Source organism: Rhodoferax sp., assembly GCF_028689305.1.
GTDB lineage: Bacteria > Pseudomonadota > Gammaproteobacteria > Burkholderiales > Burkholderiaceae_C > Rhodoferax.
In genome coordinates this window covers 1891-20793 of the sequence record NZ_JAQTWM010000070.1, presented here as the reverse complement: position 1 = coordinate 20793, position 18903 = coordinate 1891, and the positions used below count along the sequence as shown (strand labels likewise).

Here is an 18903-nt window from a genome sequence, read left to right as displayed (position 1 = left end):
GGTCTGTTGGTTATGGCCTCTGGCACCGCCCTGGCACAGGGTTACCCCAACAAGGTGATCAAGCTGCAGGTACCGTTTGCCCCGGGTGGCACCACCGACATCATTGCCCGCGTCATGGCCGAACCCCTGGGCAAGGCACTGGGACAAAGCGTTGTTGTGGAAAACAAGGCCGGCGGCGGCGGTGTGGTGGGGGCCAACGAGACCGCCAAGGCCGCCCCCGACGGTTATTCGCTGGGCATGGCCACGGTGTCCACCACCGCGGCCAACCCGGCGATCAACCCCAGGATGCCCTACAACACACTGACTGATTTCACCCCCATCATCAACATTGCGGCCACACCCAATGTGATCGCGGTGCACCCGAGTTTCCCGGCCAAGAACTACAAGGATTTTGTGGCGGTGCTGAAGAAGTCCCCGGGCAAATACTCTTATGCTTCTTCGGGGGTGGGTGGCATCGGGCATTTGCAGACGGAGTTGTGGAAAGGCTTGCAGGGGGTGTTCCTGACGCACATTCCGTATTCCGGCGCCGGTCCGGCCCTGCGTGACACGGTGGCCGGCCAGGTGGAAGTCATTTTTGACAACGTGCCTTCGGCCTTGCCTCACATCAAGGGCAACCGGCTGGTGGCGCTGGCGGTGGCCGCGCCGCAGCGCCTGGCCAGCTTGCCCGATGTGCCGACCTTCAAGGAGCTGGGCCTGGAGCCGGTCAATCGCATGGCCTATTACGGCATCATTGGGCCGAAGAATATGCCCAAGGACGTGGTTGACAAGATCAACGCCGCGGCGTTGACGGCACTGGCGGACCCGGCCGTGCGCAAGCGCATCGAGGACACCGGTTCGGTCATCCTGGGCAATACACCGCAGCAGTTCACCCAGCAGATCAAGGATGAATTTGCCGTCTACAAAAAAGTGGTCGAGACCGCCAAACTCAAGCTGGAGTGAGCGCCGGCTGGATGGCCACCGAGGCGCCGATTGACGCGTTCGTCGACGCCCTGTGGCTCGAAGATGGCCTGTCCAGGAACACGCTGGAGGCCTACCGGCGTGACCTGACGCTGTTTGAGACCTGGCTGGCGAGCACGGGCAACACCCTGCTGGCGGTCACAGAGTTTGACATTCACGCCTATTTTGCCGCCCAGCACCACAGCACCAAGGCCACCACGGCCAATCGCCGCTTGACGGTGTTCAAGCGGTTTTTCCGCTGGGCCTTGCGTGAGCATCGGGTGGCGGCTGACCCGACGCTGAAGCTGCAGACCGCCAAACAGCCGCCGCGCCTGCCCAAGACCTTGACCGAAGCACAGGTCGAGGCGCTGTTGTTCGCCCCCGATGTCAGCACCGCCCAGGGGGTCCGTGACCGCACCATGCTGGAGCTGATGTACGCCAGTGGCCTGCGGGTCAGCGAGCTGGTGACCCTGCGGGTCTTCAACATCAGCCTGGCCGAAAACGTGTTGCGGGTGTTTGGCAAGGGTAACAAGGAGCGGCTGGTGCCGTTTGGTGAAGTGGCCAGCCTGTGGATCAAGCGTTATCTGGCACAGCCGCGCGCTGAACTGCTGGCCGGCCACCAGACGGAAGACCTGTTTGTGACCCATCGTGGCAGCTCGCCGGGCACGGCCATGAGCCGGGTGATGTTCTGGCTGTTGGTCAAGAAATACGCGCTGGCGGCAGGCATCACCCAGCCGATGTCGCCGCACACGCTGCGCCATGCGTTTGCCACCCATCTGCTCAACCATGGCGCGGATTTGCGGGCGGTGCAAATGCTGCTGGGGCACGCTGATATTTCCACCACCACCATCTACACCCACGTGGCGCGTGAGCGGCTCAAGCTGCTGCACAGCCAGCACCATCCGCGCGGCTGAACTGCCGCGCAGATGGTGGTCAGGTCAATCGGTGATTTTTTCGGCCCAGGCCAGGGCTTGCAGATGCGCCCAGTTGATTTGATCGCCGCTGAGTTGCAGGGTGTTGGCCATGTCGGCAAACACCGGCTCGTCCGCGCTTTCACAGGCCAGCGTCAGGCGCAGGAACGGCGCCAGCAGGCCGGTGCCGTGCAACAAAGCATCGGTGACGGTTGGCGGCAGCGAGATCGGGGCCAGCGCTTCTTCCAGCGGCAGACCCAGCATCGTGTCCAGCAGCGAGAAAATACCGACCACAAAGGCGTTGTCGCATTCCTCGGCGGGCAGCAGTTCAGACGCCAGCAGCTCCATCAGCCGGCCACGCACCACGGCGGCGTTGCCCACCGCAGGTGAGCCGCCGGCCACCCGGGAGGTGGTGATCAGCAGGGCGGCCCAGCGAAACAGCTTTTTCAGCCCCAGCAACATCACCGCGTGCCGAAACGACGTGACTTCGTTGCGCAAGCCAAAGCCGGCCGAGTTGATGAAACGCAGCAGGTTGAACGACAACGTGGGGTCATGTTTGAAGACCTCTTCAATTTCGTCGGTACTGGCCTGTTTGCGTACCAGGTTGATCAACTGGATCACGGCCGCTTGCGCCGGCCGGATGGTTTGCCCGGTGATCAGCACCGGCTTGGCAAACCAGTAGCCCTGAAACAGCGTGAAGCCAGTCCGGCTGGCCAACTCGAACTGCTCGGCGGTTTCCACCTTTTCTGCGACCAGCCTGGCCTTGGTGACCTGCTGGACACGGTTGGTCAGGCGCGACAGGGTCTCCGGACTGAAACGTTTGATGCTGACTTTGATGAAAGCCGCCAGCGGCAGCCAGCTGGCGTAAGCCGGTGTGAGCACACTCTGGTCAAAGGCCAGGCGAAAGCCACGCTTGTGAACCTCCTGCAGGGTCTGCAGGTAAGCCTCGATATCTTCCGCACTGGCGTTGTCATCCGGCAGCGGCGGGACTTCCAGCACCATGCGGCCTGGTTCCACCAGTTCCAGGTGGCCACCGGCCAGTGTCTGATGGGTACAGTTGACAAAGATGGCCTTGCGGCCGGTGAGCACCTCGCCGTCGGCATTGGACAGCAGGTTGAACAGCAGGGCCGCATCACTGGCCGCGGTGTGTGGGGCATTGCCGCCCGAACGGTCAAACAGCTCGTAGCCAAAGATGGCATGTTGGCTGTCCAGGATCGGCTGGTGCGCGATGCGCAGGATGGCAATGTCAGGGTCGGTCGGTTGTTCGGTGCGGTCAGACATGGGTTTCGAGCAGGGTTTTAAGTCGTTGCGAGGGGCTCGGCAGCCAGTGCACTCAGCTCGGCTTCATTGAAGCCGGCGGCACGCCGCGCCGACAGATTGAACGGGCCCTTGGCCACAGGGGCAGCGTGTTGCCGGGCCAGTTCAGTGTAGGTCTTGACGGGATCCAGCCCGCGCTGGGCGCACAGCGTGTGGTACCAGCGGTTACCGATGGCCACATGGCCGATTTCGTCGCGCAGGATCACATCCAGAATCTTTGCGCCAGCCTGGTCTCCCACCGACACCAGCTTGTTGCGGATGGCTGGGGTGACGTCCAGGCCGCGGGCCTCCAGTGTGCGTGGCACCAGTGCCAGCCGCGCCAGCAGATCAGTGCGGGTTCTGGCGGCCATGTCCCACAAACCGTCGTGCGCCGGGAAGTCGCCATAGGCATGGCCCAGGGTGCGGAGGTGGGTTTCGAGCAGTTCAAAATGCCGCGCTTCCTCCTGCGCCACCTGCCACCAGTCGCGGTAAAAAGCCTCCGGCATGCCGGCAAAACGCCACAGGATGTCCAGCGCCAGATGGATGGCGTTGGCCTCGATATGCGCCAGCGCGTGGATCAGGCTGGCGCGGCCTTCTAGCGTGCCCACCGCCCGGTTTTTCAGTGCGCTGGGGTGCACCAGCTCGGGGCGGGCCGGTCGGCCAGGCAGGCCCGCTGGTTCATCCAGCCGGGCGTCGGCATCCACGCGCAAACCCGAGGCATCCAGCGCCAGTACGGCAGCGGCCTTGTCCTGCGTCTGGTACATCAGCAGCAGGTGCAGGGCATGCTGGCGCAGCGACGCATCGGGTGGCAACGGGGTGTTGTGGGGGAGGGCGGGGGCGTGCGATGTCATGGTGGGCGGTGCAATCCTACAATTCTAGGTAACTTGGACACAAAGGACAGTGATGGCAATTTACGAACTTGACGGTATTTCTCCCAAGGTGGCCGAATCGGCCTGGGTGGCTGACAGCGCCGAAGTGATTGGCGACGTGGTGCTGGGGGACGACGTGAGCATCTGGTTTGGTGTGGTGGCGCGTGGTGATACCGACACCATTCGCATCGGTGCGCGCACCAATATCCAGGACCTGACGGTGTTGCACGCCGACGTCGGGGTGCCGCTGACCATAGGTTCGGGCGTCACCGTCGGGCACAAGGCCATGTTGCACGGCTGCACCGTGGGTGATGACAGCCTGATTGGCATCGGGGCGGTGGTCCTCAACGGCGCCACCATCGGCAAGGGTTGCCTGGTGGGTGCCGGGGCGCTGGTCACCGAAGGCAAGTCCTTTCCAGATGGTTCCATGATTCTCGGCAGCCCGGCCCGGCTGGTGCGCAGCCTGACGCCACAGGAACTGGAGGGCTTGCGTCACAGCGCCCAGCACTATGTGGATAACGCCCAGCGTTATAAAACCAGCCTGAACAAAATCGCCTGACCCCAGGCCCTCTTGACTCAACCGGGAACAGCGTGTGTCTGAAATCCACAAATTTTTATTCCAAGGCCTGCCGGTGCGCGGTGTGTTGGTGCGCCTGACGGACGCCTGGCGCGAAATCCTGCAGCGCCGCGCTGCCAACACGGTCCACGGCGCCTACCCGCCGCCGCTGCAGAACCTGCTTGGCGAGATGACCGCCGCGGCGGTGCTGATGCAGTCCAACATCAAGTTTGACGGTTCGCTGGTGCTGCAGATCTTTGGTGATGGCCCGGTCAAGCTGGCCGTGGTCGAGGTGCAACCCGATTTGGGCCTGCGCGCCACTGCCACCGTCAATGGCACGGTGGCCGCTGATGCCAGCCTGAGTCAGATGGTCGATGTCGGCTCCGGGGGGCGGTGCGCCATCACGCTGGACCCGAAAACACGCCAGCCTGGCCAGCAGCCCTACCAAGGCGTGGTGCCGTTGCACGGGGATGCCCAGGAACCACTGGAAAAATTCAGCGATGTGTTGCAACACTACATGCTCAAGAGTGAACAGCTTGACACCACCCTGGTGCTGGCCGCCGATGACCAGGTGGCCGCCGGTCTGCTGATCCAGCGCCTGCCGATCCAGGGTGTTGGCAACCTGCAAGGAACAGCGTCTACCAACCCTGACGAGACGGCCGATCAGGACGAGGACTATCGGCGGATTGCCATACTGGCCTCCAGCCTCAAGCGCGAAGAACTACTGACGCTGGACGTTGACACCATTTTGCGGCGCTTGTTCTGGGAAGAGCCGCTGTTGCGGTTTGAGCCCCTGCAGGGCGAAACCGGCCCGCGTTTTTCATGCAGCTGCAGCCGTGAGCGGGTCAGCAAAATGATCGCCGGGCTGGGGGCGGAAGAGGCCAACAGCATCCTGCAGGAACGCCCCGACATTGAAGTGGGCTGTGATTTTTGTGGCGCGCAGTACCGCTTTGACGCGGTGGATGTGGCGCAGATCTTCCACCAACCGGGACAGCTGCCGCCGGGCACCACAGCCGTGCACTAGTGTGAAACACCACACCCACTAACGGAAAGATCAGAGCAACTGGTTGTCGCGGTTCAAGGCGTCATCCAGCCGCGCCAGCAGGGCAGTCAGCCTGGCGGATGGCTCGCCGCCAGCCTGACCCGAGGTGGTCGGGGTCGGCCGGGCTGGCTGGTCTGCCAGGTCAAAAGCCAGGTTCAGTGCGGCCAGCACCGCAATCCGGTCACGGGCGCGTACCTTGCCGCCATCGCGGATCTTGCACATGGCGGTGTCCACCCGTTCCACGGCGTCGAGCAGTTTGGCGTCGCCCCCTTGCGGGCAACCCAGCAGGTAACTTTGCCCCATGATTTGCACTTCAAGCTGCTTCATGCGTCACCTCGGGGGGCGGGTGATGGACGGACACTGCCCGCGGCCGAGGCCGGCAGGCGCTCCAGCAGCGCATCCACGCGTGCGCGCGCCGCGTTCAGGCGCGATTTGAGTGAATCGCGCTCCTGCGTGAGGGTGTCGATTTGCTGGTTGAGCAGGGCGTTGGTGCGCATGAGTTCCTCATAACGCAGCAGCAGCCGCTCAACACGTTCGGTGATTTGGTCGATTTGTGACAGGTCCGACATAGACGCGCATTGTAGGGTTTTGGCAGGTCATCAAGGCTAGAATGGCAAGTGTTGGTGCTCGCGGTGTGGTTCACACGCTGCAGTTCAACGGGAAGCAGGGGGGTGTGCCCAACAAGCCCGCCTAACCTGCGCTGCCCCCGCAACGGTAAGTGGACGAATCTTGCAGATTCCGCTTCCATCAGGGCCACTGGGTGTGTTCAGACATCTGGGAAGGCGATGGAGGTTGATTCCACCAGCCCGGATACCGGCCAACACGGTGGTGCCACGCCTGGCGTGACACCGTGACGCTCACACACTGTCGGGGACGACGGTAAGAGCTTTTGATGCTTCCTTTCCTTTTATGAAAACTTCTGGTTCTCTGGTGTGCCGCAGTGCTTCCCTGCGCCTAGTCACCTTCACGTCCATCGCCTTGACGGCGGGTCCCCTCTTGGCGCAAAGCCCGTCTGGCACGACGCTGCAGGAGGTGGTGGTAAGTGCCAATCGCATGGCCGTACCGGTCACCGATGTGATTGCTGATGTCTCGATCATTGACCGCAGCGTGCTCGACACCCTGGCGCAGGGCGCCTTGCGCGACGTGCTGGCGCTGCAGCCCGGGGTGCAATTTGTCAGCAACGGGGGCTACCGCTCCAGCACCAGTGTGTTTTTGCGCGGGGCCACCTCGTCGCAGGCGATCGTGCTGATTGACGGCATCCGGGTCGGTTCGGCCACCTCGGGCGCTGCCGCGTTTGAGAACATGCCGCTGGAGCGCATTGAGCGCATCGAGATATTGCGCGGCGCGGCCTCGGCCCTGTATGGGCCGGATGCGGTGGGCGGGGTGATTCAGATTTTTACCCGTGAACCCAGCGACGGCCTGCAGTTGGCCGCCAATGCCGGCGTCGGCTCGGACGGCCAGCGTCAGGCGGGCGCCTCGATACGCGGGCGCGCCGGCGCCGTGGGCTACAGCCTGGGTCTGTCGCACGAAAAGGCCACCGGCATCAGCGTGACCAACAACCCGGCAGCCAGCAGTTACAACCCTGATGAGGACAGTTTTGAGGTCAGCAGCGTCGACGCCAAACTGACGGCGCAGCTGTCGAAGCAACACGCCCTGACGCTGGGGCTGTTGCAGAGCCGTATGGACTACCAGTTTGACGGCACGGTGACACCCAACCCCCTGCGCCTGACCAAGCTGACCACCGACGCCTGGGCCAGGCCGGTGCTGAAACACACCAGCCTGCGCTGGGACGCCCAATGGCTGCCTCAATGGAAGTCCAGCCTGACGCTGGGCCAGAGTGACGACGACTACGCCAGTGAGTATTTCCGCCTCAGCGACGGCGCCTTCAATGGCCGCAGCAACTTCAGCACCCATCGCACCCAAGCCACCTGGCAGAACGACATCACGCTGGGGGCGGACGTGTTGACCCTGATGCTGGAAAACCGCTCGGAAGCCGTGGACAGTTCGACTGCTTACACGGTGAACCAGCGCGACGTGCGCAGCGCCATGGTGTCGTATGCGCTCAACCAGCCAGACTGGAATGTGCTGGCGGTCCTGCGCAATGACAACAACTCGCAGTTTGGTGATTTCAACAACTGGGCGCTGTCCGGCGGCTACAAGCTCACACCCCACTGGCGGGCGGTGGCCAGCCTGGGCACCAGTTTCCAGGCACCGAGTTTCAACCAGCTGTATTACCCGGGCTACGGCACCCCGACCCTGACGCCGCAGCTCAATCGCGCCAGCGAAATCGGCGTCAAGTACCAGCAAGGGGCGGTGTCTGCCGGCGCGGTGCTGTATTACAACGAAATCCAGGGTTTCATTGAACCCTCCACCAACCGGCAAAGCAGCCTGGCCGTGCTGCGCGGCGCCACACTGAGCTTGCAGGCCCAGCGCGGCAACACCCAGTATGCGCTGTCGTATGACTACACCGACCCGCACACCCAGCCCAACGACTTGCGGTTTGTGCGCATCGCACAGAACGTGCTCAACCTCAACGTGCGCCAGCGTTTCGGCGCGGTACAGGTGTTTGGTGAACTCCGGTTTTCCAGCGACCGCGAGGACAACAATATGACTTTCACCGGCCGCGACGTGTTGGGCGGCTACGGCCTGCTCAACCTGGGTGCCCAATGGAAAGTCAGCCCCAAAGTCAGTTTGCTGGCCCGTGTCAACAACGTGCTGGACAAATCCTATATGCTGGCCAACGGCTACACCATGCCGGGGCGCAACCTGTTGGTATCGCTGTCCTGGGCGATGTAATCCTGCTACTTGAAAGTCCATCGATGACCCGCTGCCCCGCCATCCTGATCGCCGCGCCCGCCTCGGGCCAAGGCAAAACCACCATCACCTCAGCGCTGGCGCGCCTGCACACCCGCCAGGGGCGGCGGGTGCGGGTGTTCAAGTGCGGGCCGGACTTTCTCGACCCCTACTGGCACACCCTGGCCAGCGGCGCGCCGGTCTACCAGATGGACCTGTGGATGACTGGCGAGGCCGACTGCCGCGCCCGCCTGTTTGCCGCCGCGCAGCAGGCCGACCTGATCATCGTCGAAGGGGTGATGGGCCTGTTTGACGGCGAACCCAGCGCAGCCGATCTGGCGCAGCGCTTTGGCCTGCCGGTGCTGGCGGTGGTGGATGCCTCCGCCATGGCGGGCACCTTTGGTGCGCTGGCCTACGGCTTGCAGCACTACCGCGCCGACCTGCCCTGGGCCGGTGTGCTGGCCAACCGCGTCGCCAGTGAGCGCCATGCCGCCATGCTGGCGCACAGCGTGCGCGACCCCGCGCACTACCTGGGCGCCGTCATGCGCAACACCGCCATGACCCTGCCCGAGCGCCACCTGGGCCTGACCGTGGCCAGCGAGGTCTCGGATGCCATGGAGCGGCTGGATGCGGCGGCGGATGCGCTGGCCGCCACACCGCTGGGACAGATGACGCTGGACGATTTGCAGCGTTGGGCTGTTGACTTTGCGGCTGCTGAAGTTGAACCGGCAGGTTTGGAGGCAGAGTGCTCTGCTCCGTGTCCCCCGCCCGCGTTGCGGGCTCCTCCTTTACCTACGCAGAACACTCTGCCTCCAAACATGCCTACGCTGCAGGGCAAAACCATTGCCGTGGCGCGAGATGCAGCGTTTTGCTTCATCTACGCAGCCAACCTCGACACCCTGCGTGCGCTGGGGGCCGAGCTGGTGTTTTTCTCCCCGCTGACTGACACCGCGCTGCCCGCCTGCGACGCGTTGTGGATTCCCGGCGGCTACCCCGAACTGCACGCGACCACCATCGCTGCCAACACGGCGCTACGCGCCAGCCTGGCCGCCCACATCGCCGCCGGCAAGCCGGTCTGGGCCGAGTGCGGCGGCATGATGGCGCTGTTTGACACCCTGGTCACCGTGGACGGCACGCGCCATGCGCAGTGGGGCCTGCTGCCCGGCGAGGTCACCATGCACAAGCGCCTGGCGGCGCTGGGGCCGCAGCAGTTGCCCCTGGCCAGCGGCACCCTGCGCGGCCACACCTTTCACTACTCCACCACCGACACCCCGATGCAGGCCGCCGTGCGCACCGCCCGGCCCGACACCGACCCGTTGCCCGACGCCGGTGAGGCGCTGTGGCAGCAGGGCGCGGTGCGGGCCAGCTACTTTCACGCCTGGTTTCCGTCCTGCCCGGCCGCGGTGGTGGAACTGTTCAGTGCCCCGCAGGCTGCGGCGCCCGCATGAACATGGATGTTCTGCACTTCACCCACGGCCCGCAGCGCATCGTCTGCCTGACCGAGGAAACCACCGAGTGGCTGTACCTGCTAGGGCAGCAGCACCGCATTGTGGGCATCTCGGGCTACACGGTGCGGCCCCGGCAGGCACGTGACGAAAAGCCGCGTGTGAGCGCCTTCACCAGCGCCAGGGTGGACAAGATCCTGGCGCTGCAGCCCGATGCGGTGCTGGGTTTTTCCGACATGCAGGCCGACATTGCCGCTGAGCTGATTCGCCACGGGGTGCAGGTCACGGTGTTCAACCAGCGCAGTCTGGCCGAGATTTTTTCGATGCTCTACCAGGTGGCGGCGATGGTCGGCCAGGCCGAGCCAGGGCTGGCACGGATCACCGCCCTGCAGCAGCAGTTGCAGGCGCTGGCTCAGGCCAGTGCGTGCCTGCCGCGCCGCCCCCGGGTGTATTTCGAGGAATGGGACGAGCCCCACATCAGCGCCATCCGCTGGGTCTCGGAGCTGATTGGCCTGGCTGGCGGGGACGACTGTTTCCCCGAACTGGCGGCGCAGCCGCTGGGTAAACAACGCATCATTGCCGATGGCGCCGAGATTGTGCGGCGCAACCCCGACATCATCATCGGCTCCTGGTGCGGCAAGAAATTTCGTCCGGAGAAAGTGGCGGCGCGAGCGGGTTGGCAGGATGTCAACGCCGTGAAAAACGGCCAGCTGTTTGAAATCAAGTCAGCCGACATCCTGCAGCCGGGGCCGGCGGCGCTGACCGACGGGGTGGCGGCTTTGCGCCGCATCATCCACCACTGGAGCCAGACCCATGGCTGAACTGACCTTGGCCCGCAGTGAATTGATCCTGGGCGGCCAGAAAAGCGGCAAGTCGCGCCGCGCCGAGGCGCTGGCGCAAGCCTGGCTGACCCAGTCGCCGCAGCACCACGCTGTGCTGATCGCCACCGCCCAACCCTGGGACGACGAGATGCGCCAGCGTATTGCCCGCCACCAGGCCGACCGGGCCGAGCGGGTGCCCGGCATGGCCACGGTGGAAGAACCGCTGGCGCTGGCCTCAACCATCACCCGGCACAGCCGGGCCGACACCTTGATCGTGGTCGATTGCCTGACCCTGTGGCTGACCAACCTGCTGATGCCCGCCGATGGGCCGGTTTATGAAGAAAATCAGCCTCTAGCCCGGATAAAACAAGCACATATAGCTCCGTTTTTGATAGCAATTAGAGAGACAGCCGGGCCGCTGGTGCTGGTGGGCAACGAGATCGGCCTGGGGGTGATTCCGCTGGGGCGCGAGGTGCGCGCCTTTGTGGATGCGCTGGGCCGCCTGAACCAGGACGTGGCCGCCGCCTGCCAGCGCGTGACCCTGATGGCCGCTGGCTTGCCGCTGACTTTGAAAGACACCGCATGAGTGATCCATGGCGTTTTGTAGCAGCGGCGACAGCCGTGATCTCGCGCTTTCCGGCGCGCCTGCCGAGGATCAATCTGCTGCTGTCCCTGGTCCTGCTGGGCCTGCCCTCAGCCCATGCCCTGCAAGTCACCGACGACCGGGGCGTGGTGGTCACGCTGGCCCAGCCGCCGCAGCGCATCGTCAGCCTGCTGCCGGCCCTGACCGAGATCGTTTGTGAGCTGGACCAATGCGCCCGGCTGGTGGGGGTGGACCGCTATTCCAACTACCCGCAGAGTGTGCAGACCTTGCCCAAGGTGGGTGGCGGGCTGGACCCGAACATTGAGGCCATCGTCGCCCTGAAGCCTGACGTGGTGCTGATGGCCACCTCGTCACGCGCCGCGGACCGCCTGCGTTCGCTGGGCCTCAAGGTGATGGCGTTTGAGCCCAAGACCCATGCCGACGTGAAACGTGTGCTGGAGAAAGTCGGCCAAGTGCTGGCCGTGCCCGACGCCCAGCGCGTCTGGCGCGCGATTGACGCCAGCGTGATGGCCGCCGCGCAGTCCTTGCCCAAGCGCCTGGCCACGACCCGGGTGTATTTTGAAGTCAACCCTGGCCCCTATGGCGCTGGCGAGTCGTCGTTCATCGGTGAGACCTTGAGCCGGCTGGGGGTTAAAAACATCATCCCGGCCAAGCTGGGCCCTTTCCCGAAGCTCAACCCTGAATTCATCGTGCGCGCCAACCCTGACCTGATCATGATCGGCCAGCGCAGCGTGGACAACATGGGCCAGCGCCCCGGCTGGGCCAGCATGCGCGCGGTGCGCGAACAGCGGCTATGTGTGTTCAGCCTGGTGCAGTCCGACGTGCTGGTGCGCCCGGGCCCGCGCATGGGGGAGGGCGCGCGGCTGATGGCGCAGTGCCTGGCCGACAAGGCTGGGGGAGCTGTCAAGCCATGATGGTGCGGCGCACCGTCACCATCGGCTGGGTCCTGCTGGGCCTGGCGGCGCTGTTGACCGCGCTGGGCGTGTGTGTGGGCAGCGCCGGGTTTGAAAACCTGCTGGGGCCCTTGCTCAACCCGTTGGCCGACCCGGACCAGACCGCGATGGCCCGCCAGATCGTCTGGGACATCCGCCTGCCGCGCACCCTGGGCGCCTGGGCTGCTGGCGCCTTGCTGGGCCTGGCCGGCGCGCTGGCGCAGGGGCTGTTTCGCAACCCGCTGGCCGACCCGTTTTTGCTCGGCAGTGCCTCGGGGGCCTCGCTGGGTGTGGCGCTGGCGCTGGCTGCCGTCGGCGGTGCTGGTGGCATGCTGGGGGGCAGCAGCGGCGGCATGATGGGCGCCGGCCTGGCGTTTTCGGTGTTTGGCACTGGCTGGCTGACCCGGTTGGGCCTGACTGGCGCGGCCTTTGGCGGCGCGGTGCTGGCGGTGTTTTTGACCCTGGCGCTGTCGCGCGGCGTGCAGCACACCCTGCGTTTGCTGCTGGCCGGGGTCGTGGTCGGGGTGGTGCTGGGGGCGTTGACCCATCTGGTGCTGATGTGGACGCCCGAGTCCCTGCAGGCCATGCAGGCGTTCATGCTGGGCTCCACCGCCTTTGTCGGCTGGACCGCGTTTGGCGTGATGGCGGGGGCCTGGCTGCTGACCAGTGTGGCCGGGGCGCTGCTGGCGCGCCTGCTCGATGCCCTGAGCCTGGGTGAGGCCACGGCCCACAGCCTGGGCCTGCCGCTGGGCAGCATGCGCCTGGCGCTGGTGGCGGTGCTGGCGCTGGCCACCGGGGCGGCAGTGGCGCAGACCGGGCTGGTGGCGTTTGTCGGGCTGGCGGCACCGCACCTGGTACGTTCGGTGGTCAAAACCACGCATGGCCGTTTGATTTTGCTCAGTAGCCTGATGGGCGGCGTGCTGCTGATGGCCGCCGACACGCTGGCGCGCTGGCTGATTGCGCCGCAGGAACTGCCGGTCGGTGTGCTCACCGCCGTGCTCGGCGGCGGCTACCTGCTGTGGCTGATGCACCGAGGCAGTCGCGGTGGCGGAGTGGTGCTATGACTTCGATAGCTATCCATGCCCATGACATCCGGGCCAGGCTCGGAAATGTCGAGATATTGCACGAGGTGTCGCTGGCCCTGCCGCAAGGTCGCTGGACCAGCATCGTTGGCCCCAATGGCGCTGGCAAGTCCACGCTGCTGAAAGTGCTGGCGGGGCTGCTGCCCCACAGCGGCCGGGTGGCGCTGCTGGGCCAGCCGCTGGCCGATCTGGCACCCAAGCTGCGCGCCCGGCAGCTGGCCTGGCTGGGGCAAAACGAAGCCGCCGCTGACGATCTGACAGTGTGGGACGTGGTCATGCTCGGGCGCCTGCCGCACCAGGCCTGGCTGGCCGCGCCCAGCGCTGCCGACCGGGCCGCGGTGGAGCGGGCGTTGCAAGCCACCCAAGCCTGGGACTGGCGCAGCCGCAGCCTGGGTCAGCTCTCGGGTGGTGAACGCCAGCGGGTGCTGCTGGCCCGTGCGCTGGCGGTGCAGGCCCAGGTGCTGCTGATGGACGAGCCGCTGGCCAATCTGGACCCGCCGCACCAGGCCGACTGGCTGGTGGTGGTGCGTGGCCTGCTGCAACAAGGCGTCACCGTGGTCAGTGTGTTGCATGAAATTCAGGTGGCGCTGCACTCGGACGAGATGCTGATCATGGCCGCTGGCCGTGTCACGCATTTTGGGCCCAGCGCTGACCCCGCCACCCACCGCGCGTTAGAGGCGGTGTTTGACCAGCGCCTCACCATCCATCCGCTGGCTGGCCAGTGGGTGGTCTTGCCCAACTGATTTTTGCCCTTTGACCCAACCAGGGATTGACACATGCAGATTGAAACCCCGCCCAGCGAAAAACCTTATGACAAACCCGAGGGCGAGCGCCGTGGCCTCGTCATCGTCAACACCGGCGACGGCAAGGGCAAAAGCACCGCCGCCTTTGGCCTGGCGCTGCGCGCGCACGGGCGCGGCAAGGCGGTGAAGATTTTCCAGTTCATGAAAGTGCCCAGCGCCCGTTTTGGCGAGCACCGCATGTTCGAGCAGCTCGGCATTCCGATTGAAGGCCTGGGCGACGGTTTCAGCTGGAAGAGCCAGGATCTGGAACACTCTGCCCAGCTGGCGCGTGACGGCTGGCTCAGGGCCAAAGCGGCCATCCTGAGCGGCGACTACTTCATGGTCACGCTCGACGAGATCACCTACCCGCTGATCTACGGCTGGCTGCCGTTGGATGACGTGCTGCACACCCTGAAGACCCGCCCCAGCCAGGTGCACGTGGTGCTGACCGGCCGCCGCTGCCCACCCGAGATCATCGAACTGGCCGACACCGTGACCGAGATGCAGCTGGTCAAGCATGCCTTCAAGGCCGGCATACCGGCGCAGCGCGGCATTGAAGACTGAGGCCATGGCCCGCCTGCTGCGCTGACATGGACACCGCTTTGATACATGCCACGGCCCTGCTGGTCGCACTGGCTGTGGACCGCTGGCTGGGCGAGCCGCCGGTGCGGCTGCACCCGGTGGTGTGGATCGGCAACTACCTGGGCGGGGTGGGGGCCTGGGTGCAGCGCCACACGCTGCAGCAGCCTGGCGGCAAGGATTTGAAGGCTTTTTGGCTTGCAGCCCTGGTGTGGATGGTGGGTGCAGCGCTTGTTTCAGGCGTGGCCTGGGGGCTGCCATCGCTGCTGTTTGGCTTGCCCTGGTGGGCTGCGGGTGCGCTGCTGGGCCTGCTGCTCAAACCCTTGTTGGCCTGGGCCATGCTCCAGCGCGAGGTGTTGGCGGTGGAAGCGGCGTTGGGCCAATCACTGGACGCGGGGCGTGAGCGCCTGCGCTGGCTGGTCAGCCGCGACGTGAGCCAGCTCACCGAGGCCCAGGTGCGCGAGAGCGCGATTGAGACCCTGGCCGAAAACCTGAACGACTCGGTGGTGGCGCCCATCTTCTGGTTTGTGCTGCTGGGCCTGCCCGGTGCCGCGCTCTACCGCTTTGCCAACACGGCCGACGCCATGTGGGGCTATCCCGGCCTCTACAAAGGGCAGAACTGGGCCTGGGCGGGTAAGTGGGCGGCGCGGGTGGATGACGGGCTCAACTACCTCCCGGCCCGCCTGACGGGGCTGTTGCTGGCAGGCTTGAATGGTGTCGGCTGGGGCCGTCTGACACGTGAGGCGATCAAGACCCCATCCCCCAACAGCGGCTGGCCGATGGCGGCGATGGCGCTGGCGCTGGGTGTGCGCCTGGGCAAGCCGGGCGGCTATGTGTTGCATGAGTCGGGGCGCAAGCCGGTGGCTGCCGATCTGCATCTGGCCATTGTTTATGCCAAAAAAGTGCTTCTAGCCCAGGTATTGATTATGTTGATAGCTATTGTTTTAATAGCAAAAATCGGATCATGAACACGGCTGACACCACACCGTGGGTACACGGCGGCGCGGACGCGCTGGGCGTGCCACGGTTTGATTTTTCCACCAACAGCAATGCCTGCGGCCCCTGTGCGCAGGTGCTGGCGGCGGTGCAGCAGGCCGACCCCGGCCATTATCCCGACCCGCACTACACGGCGCTGCGCGAAGGGCTGGCCGCGTTTCACGGCGTGGCTGTGCAGCGGGTGCTGCCGGCTGGCAGTGCCAGTGAATTCATCTTTCGCATCAGCGCCTGGGTGGCGCGTCAGGGGGGCGGTGTCTGGCTGCCCGCCCACCACTATGGCGACTATGCCCGTGCGGCGCAGGCCTGGGGTCTGCCGCGGGTGGCTGAGCCGGGGCAGGCGGCGCTGGTCTGGGCCTGTGAGCCGTCCAGCCCGCTGGGGCAGGGCCATGCGGACTGGCCACCGTGGCTGGCTGTACCACCGGCCAGCGGCGCAGAGCCTGTTCTGGTGTTGGATGGCGCCTATGCCCCGTTGCGCCTGAGTGGGGCGCCATCGCTGTCCGAGCAGCAGCGCCAGCGGGTCTGGCAGCTGTTCACGCCCAACAAGGCGCTGGGCCTGACCGGTGTGCGCGCGGCCTATGTGATTGCGCCCGAGGGTGCCCAGGACGCTGTGGCCGCCCTGCAACTGCTGGCACCTTCGTGGCCGTTGGGGGCTCACGGGGTGGCCATGTTGCAGGCCTGGCTGCAACCATCGGTACAGGAGTGGCTGCGCGACAGTCTGGACACCCTGCGCGGCTGGAAAAGCCGCCAGATCGCGCTGCTGTCCGAATTGGGCTGGACCTGTCTGCCCAGCGAGGCCAACTATTTTTGCGCCCGGCCCGCGCCGCCTCTGGGCCTTGACGCGGGTGACGCGGCAGCGTGGTGGACGGCTGAGCTGGCACGCCTGCGCGGGCAGGGCATCAAGCTGCGCGACACCGCCTCGTTCGGCCTGCCCGGTCATGCCCGCCTGGGCGTCTTGCCCCCGGCGGCGCAGGACGCTTTGCAGGCCACATGGCTGAACAGGGCCGCCTTGGATCGTCACTTTGCGCAGGGTGCAAACCTCTACCTCGGAAAGTGACTCGGCGAACACTTCACCTGACTGTCACATTGGCTCGGTACATTGCCTCAGCCCTTTACTATCAGGAGTGTTTGTGGTTTCCTTTTACAAATTCAGATCATCATCGCGATCAGTGCTGGTCACGGCACTGACTGCCAGTCTTGCTGCCTGTGGTGGCTCCGATGGCGCACCTGTTGTTAGTCTGCCTGAGTTGGCCAGCGCACAGTTGGCTGTTCTGGAGACCTCGGATCTCCATGCCAATGTGGTCAGCTACGATTACTTCAAACTGGCAGAAGACAAAAGTGTCGGACTTGAGCGCACCGCCACCCTGATCAAACAGGCCCGCGCCGACTTTCCCAATCACCTGTTGATCGACAACGGCGACACCATCCAGGGCACGGCTCTGGCTGACTACCAGGCGTTGGTCAGCCCGCTGGCCTGCAACCAGAAGTTGGCCACCTACAAGGCCATGGATGCGATTGGTTTTGATGTTGGGACGCTGGGTAACCACGAGTTCAACTACGGCTTGCCGTACCTGTCGCAAGTGACGGGCACCAAGTTCAACGTGGAAGGCATGGCCGCTGTGGCCAGCCAGCCCACCTGCACCGGCCCGGCCTTCCCGCTGGTGCTGGCCAATGTGAGCAGCAAAAAAGACGGTGCCACACTGTACAAACCGTACACCATCATCAGCAAAAAAATCAGCGCCAAAGACAAAGACGGCAAAACCATCGAGAGCACCGTCAAGGTGGCGGTGATCGGCTTTGCCCCACCGCCGATCCTGCTGTGGGACAAGCGCTGGCTGGATGGCAAGGTTGACGTGCAAGGCGTGGTGGAATCGGCCACCAAATACGTGCCGATGGCGCGTGCCGAAGGGGCTGACATCGTCATCGCCGCCTCCCACGGCGGCTGGGACACCAGCGCCTACACCGCCACCATGGAAAACGCCAACTACCACCTGGCCAAAGTGGCGGGTATTGACGGCATTCTGATGGGCCATTCGCACGGTGAATTCCCCAACGCGGCCTGCACCACCCCCGCCTGCAACGCCACTGGCGTGGACAAGGTCAAGGGCACCTTTCACGGTGTGCCTGCGGTCATGCCCAGTTACTGGGGCAAGGCCATTGGCGTGATCAAGTACGACCTGGTGGTGAAAAACGGCAAGTGGACGATTGACACCAGCAAAACTGCCGTCAGCGTGCGCAAGGCTTTGCTCGATGCCACCGCCAAAACCTATGTGGCGGTCGACCCGACCATCGCTGCGGCGATCAAGACCGAGCATGAAGCCGCCATCACCTACGTGAAAACGCCCATCGGCCAGTCGGACTTTGCGCTCTCAAGCTATTTTGCCGATGTGGGTGACGTGACCGCCATCCAGGTCGTCAACGCCGCGCAGGCCGACTACGTGGCCAAGTATGTGGCAGCCAACATGCCGCAGTACAAAGACCTACCCGTGCTGTCGGTCAGTGCGCCGTTCAAGAGTGGTTTTGCCGGTGGCACCGATTTCACCGACGTGAAGCAGGGCCCGATTGCCATCAACAATGCCGCCGACCTGTACCTGTACCCCAACACGGTGTACGCGGTGAAAGTGACGGGCGCAGGCATCAAGATCTGGCTGGAAAAGGCGGCTGAGCGTTTTAACCAGATCGACCCCAGCTTGACCACAGCGCAGGCGCTGGTGTCGACCTTTCCGGGTTACAACTTCGACATGTTCACTTCAAACGACATGCAGTATGAAATTGATGTGACCCAAGCCAAGGGCAGTCGCATCAAGAACCTGAGCTACAAGGGGGTGCCGATCAACACCGCCGCCGAGTTCATCATTGCCACCAACAACTACCGCGCCACCAGTGGCACGCAGTTTGGTTTGACCGCAGCCAACACGATTTATGCCTCACCCGATGCCAACCGTGATGTGCTGATCGACTACATCAAGGCCCGCAAAAACCTGACGCTGGCCGCCGACGGTTCGGCCCGCAGCTGGCGCTTCACCAAGGTGACGACCGCAGGCCCGGTGACCTTCACCTCGGGCAGCAACAAGCTGGCGGTGGCACAGACCGCCGGGTTTGCCAACATCAGCGTGGTCAGCAATGACGACGGCAGCGGCAAAGGCCAGGGCGTGTACGCCATCGACCTGTCCAAATAAACTGGCCCTTTTCACCACAGGCCCGGCTGCTGAATGGCAGTGCGGGCCTTTTTGCTTTTGCAGGCCGCAGGGCAGAACCGGGC

Annotated in this window: 19 protein-coding genes and 1 riboswitch; of the genes, 15 read left to right on the top strand and 4 right to left on the bottom strand. The window is 64.6% G+C overall.

Annotated features, from left to right (window positions below; all coding sequences use genetic code 11):
• The first annotated feature begins 12 nt into the window (after positions 1–12).
• Both PHW99_RS13640 and xerD read left to right on the top strand, forming a co-directional pair.
• On the top strand, positions 13–939 hold the full coding sequence (locus tag PHW99_RS13640) for a tripartite tricarboxylate transporter substrate binding protein BugE (protein ID WP_300178508.1): 927 nt from the start codon (positions 13–15) through the stop codon (positions 937–939).
• Positions 940–950: 11 nt separating this feature from the next.
• Entirely contained in the window at positions 951–1850 is a 900-nt protein-coding gene (xerD, locus tag PHW99_RS13635) for a site-specific tyrosine recombinase XerD (RefSeq protein ID WP_300178505.1), read from the top strand.
• 24 nt (positions 1851–1874) lie between these two features.
• Here xerD and PHW99_RS13630 read toward each other — a convergent pair whose 3' ends face one another.
• Together PHW99_RS13630 and PHW99_RS13625 are read right to left on the bottom strand one after the other, a co-directional pair.
• Entirely contained in the window at positions 1875–3128 is a 1254-nt protein-coding gene (locus tag PHW99_RS13630) for an HDOD domain-containing protein (protein ID WP_300178499.1), read from the bottom strand.
• A gap of 17 nt (positions 3129–3145) precedes the next feature.
• Positions 3146–3907, bottom strand: a complete 762-nt coding sequence (locus PHW99_RS13625; protein ID WP_300178502.1) for a ferritin-like domain-containing protein — start codon at positions 3905–3907, stop codon at positions 3146–3148.
• Between the two features lie 139 nt (positions 3908–4046).
• Here PHW99_RS13625 and PHW99_RS13620 point away from each other — a divergent pair, with 139 nt between their 5' ends.
• Both PHW99_RS13620 and PHW99_RS13615 read left to right on the top strand, forming a co-directional pair.
• The gene (locus PHW99_RS13620; protein ID WP_300178496.1) at positions 4047–4571 is read left to right on the top strand and encodes a gamma carbonic anhydrase family protein; all 525 of its coding nucleotides are present in this window, start codon (positions 4047–4049) and stop codon (positions 4569–4571) included.
• Between the two features lie 34 nt (positions 4572–4605).
• On the top strand, positions 4606–5592 hold the full coding sequence (locus PHW99_RS13615) for an Hsp33 family molecular chaperone HslO (RefSeq protein ID WP_300178493.1): 987 nt from the start codon (positions 4606–4608) through the stop codon (positions 5590–5592).
• Between the two features lie 30 nt (positions 5593–5622).
• Here the strand turns inward: PHW99_RS13615 and PHW99_RS13610 are convergent, their stop codons facing one another.
• A complete protein-coding gene (locus PHW99_RS13610) occupies positions 5623–5937 on the bottom strand; it encodes a cell division protein ZapA (protein ID WP_300178491.1) in 315 nt (104 codons plus the stop codon).
• A complete protein-coding gene (locus PHW99_RS13605) occupies positions 5934–6179 on the bottom strand; it encodes a cell division protein ZapB (protein ID WP_300178489.1) in 246 nt (81 codons plus the stop codon). The genes PHW99_RS13610 and PHW99_RS13605 overlap by 4 nt, the downstream gene beginning before the upstream one ends.
• Positions 6180–6214: 35 nt before the next feature.
• Positions 6215–6447: riboswitch (cobalamin riboswitch) on the top strand.
• A 72-nt stretch (positions 6448–6519) separates the two neighbouring features.
• On the opposite strand from PHW99_RS13605, the gene PHW99_RS13600 reads away from it, so the two are divergent.
• From PHW99_RS13600 to PHW99_RS13550, 11 genes are all read left to right on the top strand, one after another.
• The gene (locus PHW99_RS13600; RefSeq protein ID WP_300178486.1) at positions 6520–8406 is read left to right on the top strand and encodes a TonB-dependent receptor; all 1887 of its coding nucleotides are present in this window, start codon (positions 6520–6522) and stop codon (positions 8404–8406) included.
• Positions 8407–8429: 23 nt separating this feature from the next.
• Positions 8430–9851 carry a cobyrinate a,c-diamide synthase gene (locus PHW99_RS13595; RefSeq protein ID WP_300178482.1) on the top strand — a complete coding sequence of 474 codons (1422 nt, stop codon included), beginning with the start codon at positions 8430–8432 and terminating at the stop codon, positions 9849–9851.
• The gene (locus PHW99_RS13590) at positions 9848–10669 is read left to right on the top strand and encodes an ABC transporter substrate-binding protein (RefSeq protein ID WP_300178479.1); all 822 of its coding nucleotides are present in this window, start codon (positions 9848–9850) and stop codon (positions 10667–10669) included. The genes PHW99_RS13595 and PHW99_RS13590 overlap by 4 nt, the downstream gene beginning before the upstream one ends.
• Positions 10662–11255 carry a bifunctional adenosylcobinamide kinase/adenosylcobinamide-phosphate guanylyltransferase gene (gene cobU, locus PHW99_RS13585; RefSeq protein WP_300178476.1) on the top strand — a complete coding sequence of 198 codons (594 nt, stop codon included), beginning with the start codon at positions 10662–10664 and terminating at the stop codon, positions 11253–11255. The genes PHW99_RS13590 and cobU overlap by 8 nt, the downstream gene beginning before the upstream one ends.
• Complete coding sequence (locus tag PHW99_RS13580; protein ID WP_300178474.1) at positions 11252–12187, top strand: ABC transporter substrate-binding protein; 936 nt, start codon at positions 11252–11254, stop codon at positions 12185–12187. The genes cobU and PHW99_RS13580 overlap by 4 nt, the downstream gene beginning before the upstream one ends.
• Entirely contained in the window at positions 12184–13269 is a 1086-nt protein-coding gene (locus PHW99_RS13575) for an iron ABC transporter permease (RefSeq protein ID WP_300178472.1), read from the top strand. Before PHW99_RS13580 ends, PHW99_RS13575 begins: the two co-directional genes overlap by 4 nt.
• Positions 13266–14030: an ABC transporter ATP-binding protein gene (locus PHW99_RS13570; protein ID WP_300178469.1), complete on the top strand. Its 765-nt coding sequence runs from the start codon at positions 13266–13268 to the stop codon at positions 14028–14030. The genes PHW99_RS13575 and PHW99_RS13570 overlap by 4 nt, the downstream gene beginning before the upstream one ends.
• 33 nt (positions 14031–14063) lie before the next feature.
• Positions 14064–14633, top strand: a complete 570-nt coding sequence (gene cobO / locus PHW99_RS13565) for a cob(I)yrinic acid a,c-diamide adenosyltransferase (RefSeq protein WP_300178466.1) — start codon at positions 14064–14066, stop codon at positions 14631–14633.
• Between the two features lie 26 nt (positions 14634–14659).
• Entirely contained in the window at positions 14660–15616 is a 957-nt protein-coding gene (gene cbiB / locus PHW99_RS13560; RefSeq protein ID WP_300178463.1) for an adenosylcobinamide-phosphate synthase CbiB, read from the top strand.
• A complete protein-coding gene (locus tag PHW99_RS13555) occupies positions 15613–16698 on the top strand; it encodes an aminotransferase class I/II-fold pyridoxal phosphate-dependent enzyme (RefSeq protein WP_300178460.1) in 1086 nt (361 codons plus the stop codon). Before cbiB ends, PHW99_RS13555 begins: the two co-directional genes overlap by 4 nt.
• A 73-nt stretch (positions 16699–16771) precedes the next feature.
• On the top strand, positions 16772–18820 hold the full coding sequence (locus tag PHW99_RS13550; protein WP_300178457.1) for a bifunctional 2',3'-cyclic-nucleotide 2'-phosphodiesterase/3'-nucleotidase: 2049 nt from the start codon (positions 16772–16774) through the stop codon (positions 18818–18820).
• Positions 18821–18903: the final 83 nt, after the last annotated feature.